At 45.6% G+C, this 6,009-nt stretch carries 6 protein-coding genes and 1 pseudogene; 1 reads left to right on the plus strand and 6 read right to left on the minus strand.

The window, feature by feature from the left end:
- Window positions 1-36: 36 nt before the first annotated feature.
- On the minus strand, window positions 37-321 hold the full coding sequence (locus Q0668_RS10765) for a hypothetical protein (protein WP_298864106.1): 285 nt from the start codon (window positions 319-321) through the stop codon (window positions 37-39).
- Window positions 322-817: 496 nt separating this feature from the next.
- Here Q0668_RS10765 and Q0668_RS10770 point away from each other — a divergent pair, with 496 nt between their 5' ends.
- Window positions 818-1,339, plus strand: a complete 522-nt coding sequence (locus tag Q0668_RS10770; protein ID WP_298864109.1) for a prepilin-type N-terminal cleavage/methylation domain-containing protein — start codon at window positions 818-820, stop codon at window positions 1,337-1,339.
- A 169-nt stretch (window positions 1,340-1,508) separates the two neighbouring features.
- On the opposite strand, the gene Q0668_RS10775 is transcribed toward Q0668_RS10770, so the two are convergent.
- The 5 genes and pseudogenes from Q0668_RS10775 to Q0668_RS10795 form a co-directional block, all read right to left on the minus strand.
- A complete protein-coding gene (locus tag Q0668_RS10775; RefSeq protein WP_298864112.1) occupies window positions 1,509-1,856 on the minus strand; it encodes a hypothetical protein in 348 nt (115 codons plus the stop codon).
- A gap of 379 nt (window positions 1,857-2,235) precedes the next feature.
- Window positions 2,236-2,730 carry a hypothetical protein gene (locus tag Q0668_RS10780; protein WP_298864115.1) on the minus strand — a complete coding sequence of 165 codons (495 nt, stop codon included), beginning with the start codon at window positions 2,728-2,730 and terminating at the stop codon, window positions 2,236-2,238.
- Window positions 2,731-2,754: 24 nt separating this feature from the next.
- Window positions 2,755-4,284: a SpoVR family protein gene (locus tag Q0668_RS10785; RefSeq protein WP_298864118.1), complete on the minus strand. Its 1,530-nt coding sequence runs from the start codon at window positions 4,282-4,284 to the stop codon at window positions 2,755-2,757.
- 82 nt (window positions 4,285-4,366) lie between these two features.
- Window positions 4,367-5,473, minus strand: coding sequence for a DUF444 family protein (locus tag Q0668_RS10790; protein WP_298864121.1), 1,107 nt, complete (start codon window positions 5,471-5,473; stop codon window positions 4,367-4,369).
- A gap of 102 nt (window positions 5,474-5,575) precedes the next feature.
- Window positions 5,576-6,009, minus strand: a pseudogene (locus tag Q0668_RS10795) (serine protein kinase); the annotation flags it as partial.

Below are 6,009 nucleotides of genomic sequence, written 5' to 3' on the forward strand. Positions count from 1 at the left end.
GGGTATGGCGCAAATTACGTGCCAAAGCGAGGGAAGTCATCTGGGAAATGCGGGACTAATAGAGTCAAAGCCAGTCTTTAAATTTTTGTGGAGTTTTCCCTCCCACGTCACGCCGCTGTCTGGAACCAGGTTTTGATAAAGAGGGTTGTGGCGTCGTTCAGGAATGCAATATGTGTTGATGGCGTCCAGCGGCCAACGTTCTTCAAGTGCTGCTGTTACTTCATCGGCGGAAGCGAACTTCAGATTTGTGCTCGTCGTCAAATCGGGGGCGGTTCCGGTCGGCGTGTCTTGAACCGTCGGTGTGCAGCCCAATACTGTCATTAGGATTACCGTATTGAATATGAGAGTACGCATGATTTGATGGCAGAACTTGTTATTCACTTGCATTGACTCGTTTATACATGAAGCTGATAGGGAACAAATACATGCAAAGATATTGGCCATGGTTCTAGCATACTGTAAATGATTCCAGCAGCTAAAAGTATACAAAATATTTTTATTACTGCCGTATCGATTTAATCGTTGCAGTCGTTTTATAACGACGGGTGAACCGGGAATTCTCTTAAAATTTAAATTGACCACTTGAAAAAAAAGCATAGATTTTTGATGGTCACTCAATCGGCAGCACTGCTGAGAGGGTCAACGTGATACAGGATCTGATACGTGCGATTTAAAATCACGACTATTAATTTATATCTTAAAGCATTTAGTGACCTCATGCTTTCTATAGGGAAAGATAAACTGAATAACCCCTATTCACTAAGAAATATGACTATGTGAATACACCTGTCATATTTGGAAATTTCGGAGATGGATCATGATGAAAACAAAACAACGAAAAGGGAAACGCGCGGGTTTCACCCTTGTCGAAGTCCTGATAGTCGTCGTGGTTTTGGGTATTTTGGCTGCAACAGTTTTGCCACAATTTACGTCAACGAATGATGACGCCAAAGAGTCTGTTCTCGCTCAAGATTTACAGATAATGCGAAGTCAGATCCAGTTTTATATGGTTCAACATAACTATAAATATCCTGCAAGTGGCTCTACAAAAACGGATGATTTCCGAAATGCTTTTCTGCTTTCCAGCGATAAAGATGGCACCACAGGCGCTATTGGTACCAAACCACTGGGCCCTTACCTGATTGGAACGATTCCTGCCAATCCTTATACGGGTGGTCGTGGTATTATGATTGTGACAGACGTCCCTGGTACGGCTCCCGATGAAACAGCCAAAGATGGTACGGAAATTGTCGGATGGATTTATAATCCTGCCACAGGCGAGATCAAAGGGAATAATGCCGGCACTGGCGCAGATGGCGTTAAACTGGACTCGCTATAGAAAACAGTCTTAACCTCTCCTGTTTCAGAATGTGAGTTCTCTCTATCATCAAGAGTGGGCTAAGCAGCCCCTGATTCTGTTGCTTTGGAGAATCTCTTAAAAGTGGCTTTAGCCGATGTTTGTCTCCCCCGCCTTGAATAACGGGGTTGAGGAATCGACCATTGTGTTATCAATCATGTTCCCCACCGTCGACATTATATGCTTCGCGCTCGAATGGATTATCGCGATAGAAACGCCGACCGACCAGCCACATGTAGATTGACGAAAGAAAATAGGCAGGCAAAAACAATGGTCCCCAACGCTCATACTGAAGGATATGGACGGTTTCATGTTTGCGTGAAATATCCAGTGACGCGTCAGTTTGGCCGAGGATTGTATGGCCAAGTGTCAGTGCGAGTGTGAATTGACCGTGCGGCAGTCGATGTACAAACCACTTTGTGCCACCATCATAAAACTCGATGGCTCGACCGCGAATTCGTGCGCGTCCGCCGAAGCACATTCCAACGCTGCCGATCACCAAACCTAGAAGCGTATTCGGTGATGCCCAAAATACTCGAATCAGAAAAAAAAAACGATCAATCGGTGGCCCCCTCATCGTTAGCAAATAACGTTATAAAGAATCGGTCTTAGAAAGTGCGTAGTCACCTGCACGATGCTGAATATGATGCTATCAGCGCTGGTAGAAGTTTTGAATACAGGTCTTTCCAAACAACGTAAAAATCGTACCAAACTGAATCAACCAGTCAATAGGAAGCTTCAGCCCTTCAATTGACTGACAAATTTAATGACCGGTAAATGACGTTTCCCGGTCATTCAGCGTCAATCAAGTTGAGACTGGTGCGGCTCAGCGGTTCGTGAAATTTGGAAGCGCTTGAATCCCTGGTTTCTGTGGATGCTCAGGGAACAGTATCAACAAGATCTTCGACCAGTTTTCGTAAGACCTCGTGCGTGACCTGCAGATCAACCTGAGTGCGGCCACTCTGGCCGGCCTGCGAGACGAAGCGTTTCAAACTGAAGTGTCCGTTGGAATGCGAAGAGAGAATCACTTCATAGAACTGCGTCCCGGCTTGATTCTGGTCCGGTGGCGTTGAGCGGATCAATACCTGCCCGGCATCTTCATCGTATTCCAGCGGTCCGATGTTCTCCAGAAGATAAGTGACTCGCTGACAGAGTTTCTGACCCCATTCTTTCAGCTTGTCAAATGCCGTCTGTGACAGCGCAGGCACATTGACTCGGATTTCCTGAAACGAACAGCTCATGGAATCTACCGATGTAAAATCGATCATGACTTCGATCTTGCCTTTAGCAGCTAAAGTCACGGTTCTCGGCTGTGCAGAATGATATCCTGTTAATTGCGTCAGTTCATGATTTAATTGATTCAGTACCGTCATAACTCAATCCTCCTTACGAGGATATTATTTTTTCTCTTTCGAATTCGTAGAGTGATTCTTGCCGTCATAACTCAGGATAGTTGGTCTGTCATCAATCACGGTTTCGATATTCACAGGCCGTTTCCAGATATTGTGCAAATTGACCAGCGTGTCCTGTGCATAATCGAGTTTCAACTCGACACCCAGATAATCGTGTTCCAGATAAAGCTCGCCGCGGTTTTTATAGTTTCCATCCTGAACGTATATCGCAGGCCGACCATGATTACTCAAACTGCTGAGTAACTGCTGTTTGATTTGTTGAAATTCTCGCGATTGAATTTCGTAAGTTTTATTGGAATCGTTGAATCCAAATGAAAACATCTGGTTTTTATAACAGAATTCGGGAGTCAGAAACGTATCGATAAACGTAATGTCATTGTGAATACGCCGCACTTCAAATATTTTTTCTCTTCCTAATCCCGTATCTTTGTCCCAATGTTCTTTCTCAAACATATCTGTGCAGTTTTCATATTCAGGACCAAACTGCCCTTTATTCCAACGTTCTTCGATATCCTTCAGCAGTTCGATCCCCAGCTTGTACGGATTCAATCGATTCGGACTGGTTGCCATCGTGCCACTGTGATGGTCGGCGTAATTGATTAAACCCTGATCTGTCAGGCCATGCTTCGTCATGATCGTAGAGTGCCAGAAACTGGCCCAGCCTTCGTTCATGATCTTAGTCTGCCCTTGCGGTGCAAAGTAGTAAGCCTCGTCCCGAATGATCGATAGCACATCACGCTGCCAATCTTCCAACGGTGCATATTGAATCAAAAAGTGCAACACATCACGCAAGCGTTCTTTCGGAAACTTTAGTTGATCAGCCATTTCCTGCGCTTTGATTCGTTTCTGATCGGCTTCTTCTTCGAGGATGTCTTCCGGATTGATATAGCGGTCCATATAAACCTTCGCCGGAAACCGCCCTCCTGCATTATCCCCTTCTGCATCACTTCGTTTTTTCGCATCCGCTCTGGACTCCGACTTCTTAGTCCGTCTGATATGAGGCAGATAAGGGTCGATCAGGCTTTCCAGGGAAAGGCAGGTATCGATAAACATCTCAACCGTTTCATAACCAAAAGTATCAATATGCTGATTCACGCGCGTCGCATGATTGGCCATCTGGTCGAGCATCTTACGATTCGTGTGTGAGAACCACGCATTATTCTTAAAAAAATCACAGTGGCCGTAAACATGAGCAATCACCAGTTTTTGATCGGTGATATCATTGCAGCTCAACAAATAGGCATAACAGGGGTCCGTATTGATCACCATTTCATAGATTTTCTGCAAACCATACGAATAGCCTTTCATCAACTCATCATACTGCGCACCAAATCGCCAGTGTGGGTAACGTACAGGGAACCCGCCGTACGCAGCAAACATGCTCAGCTCTTCATAATCTAGAACTTCGAAAATCGTTTTGAAGAAGTCCAGACCATAATCGAGCGCATGCTGCTCCATCTCCTGCTGGATATCGCTTAACACCTTTGGTAAAGGGCGATGCGTTGTTACTACCATATTCTCCTCCGTCAGCAATCAATGCAGTTTGAATCATCGGCTGACTGTACGCTACTTCTGAGGGCAGCATACAATGTGAACTCTATTTCCCGGTTCCCAGAAACGTCTTAATGGAACCGTAGATGCCCTCCTTGTCTTCAATTTCAGATAGAATCAGATTTTCAAATTCTTCCTCAACCTTTCGCAGCTCTTTAATAAAATCTCCCGAGCCATAAGGGCTTCTTACCTGGCCGTAACAGAAGAGATTACAGATCGGGATGATATTCTGCTTGAGACTTTCAATACATTCCGAATTATCTTCGCCCCAGTTATCACCGTCAGAAAACTGGAAGCAGTAGATGTTCCACATCGAAGGGGGGAAATCCCGTTTAATAATCTGGTCGGCTGCCCGGTAAGCGGATGAGATACGCGTTCCACCACTTTCGCGAATGCGGTAGAAGGTATCTTCATCCACTTCATGAGCAACAGCGTCATGTACGATATAGCGTCTTTCAATGCCGTTGTATTGTCGCTTCAGCCAGGTATCGATCCAGAAAGATTCCGTGCGCACAATTTCCTTCTGCACGTCGGTCATCGACCCCGAAACATCCATCATATAAATGACGGCTGCATTCGTATGTGGTTCGGAAACGGTTTTCCAGCTTCGATAGCGCTCGTCATCTTTGGCTGGAACAATGACCGGGTCTTTCGGGTCATAGTTGTCTGTAGCCATCATCCGTCTGAGAGCCCGTTTGTAGGTCCGTTTAAAATGTCGTAATGAATCGGGGCCCGTCGGTCGGATCGAAGTATAACGGTCCTTTTCCGAAGTAAGCTGATCATCTCCTTTGGGTTCAATCCGCGGCAGTTCAAGTGCTTCGCCAAGCATGTCTGCCAACTCTTCGAGAGATAATTCCACTTCTCGAATATGCTGACCACGATCATTGCCGGCCTGTCCCTGGCCATCGCCGTCCGATTTTCCCCGGCCGATCGCTTCCCCGACTTCGCCATCGCCCTGCCCTACACCCCCACTCCCTTTTTCACCATGTTGAAAATGGGGAATCTCGATATTCGGCACGGGAATGCTGACGGTTTCCCGACCTTTGCGACCAATCATCTCACCATGATTGATATACTTCCTAAGCTGCTGGCGAACCTTCCCTTTGATAATTTTATCAAAGCGCTGTTGGTCACGATCGATTCTGCGTACCATATTATTGAGACCCTTTCTGGACAGGGAATCAGAGTTTGCCGGCTCTTAACAATTCCTTCTTCTCTCAGTTTTCATATCAATTTACGAACTCCGAATTAAGGATCAGGCGGCGTCACTGCTTTTCTTCGTATCGCCGCGAGCAAAAATACTGGCAACATACTGCATGACATCTGTGGCTGATTCTTCGTCATATCCATAATTTCGAATCAATCTGGTTTTGACGATATCGATTTTCTCTTGCGTTTCCGCATCGACAACATTCGATACCAGACTGGTTAGCTTGATAGTATCTTTCTGGTCCTCGAACAGTTTCATTTCGAGAGCCTTCTGCAACCGTTCGTTGGTTTTGTAATCGAACGTTTTTCCATCCATTGACAATGCACCGATGTAATTCATAATTTCACGACGGAAATCATCTTTCCTGGTTTCAGGAATATCGATTCGCTCTTCAATCGAACGCATCTGCCGTTCATCGGGCTCTTCATATTCACCCGTGAAGTTATTTTTCACACGTTCTTTCTGCGTGTAGGCTTTCA

This window comes from uncultured Gimesia sp. (genome assembly GCF_937910335.1).
In the GTDB taxonomy this organism is placed as follows: domain Bacteria; phylum Planctomycetota; class Planctomycetia; order Planctomycetales; family Planctomycetaceae; genus Gimesia.

Bases quoted from the DNA above. Each gene is read 5' to 3' on its own strand.
- Q0668_RS10765 (WP_298864106.1), bottom strand. From the start codon at position 321: ATGACAGTATTGGGCTGCACACCGACGGTTCAAGACACGCCGACCGGA.
- Q0668_RS10770 (WP_298864109.1), top strand. From the start codon at position 818: ATGATGAAAACAAAACAACGAAAAGGGAAACGCGCGGGTTTCACCCTT.
- Q0668_RS10780 (WP_298864115.1), bottom strand. From the start codon at position 2,730: ATGACGGTACTGAATCAATTAAATCATGAACTGACGCAATTAACAGGA.
- Q0668_RS10785 (WP_298864118.1), bottom strand. From the start codon at position 4,284: ATGGTAGTAACAACGCATCGCCCTTTACCAAAGGTGTTAAGCGATATC.
- Q0668_RS10790 (WP_298864121.1), bottom strand. From the start codon at position 5,473: ATGGTACGCAGAATCGATCGTGACCAACAGCGCTTTGATAAAATTATC.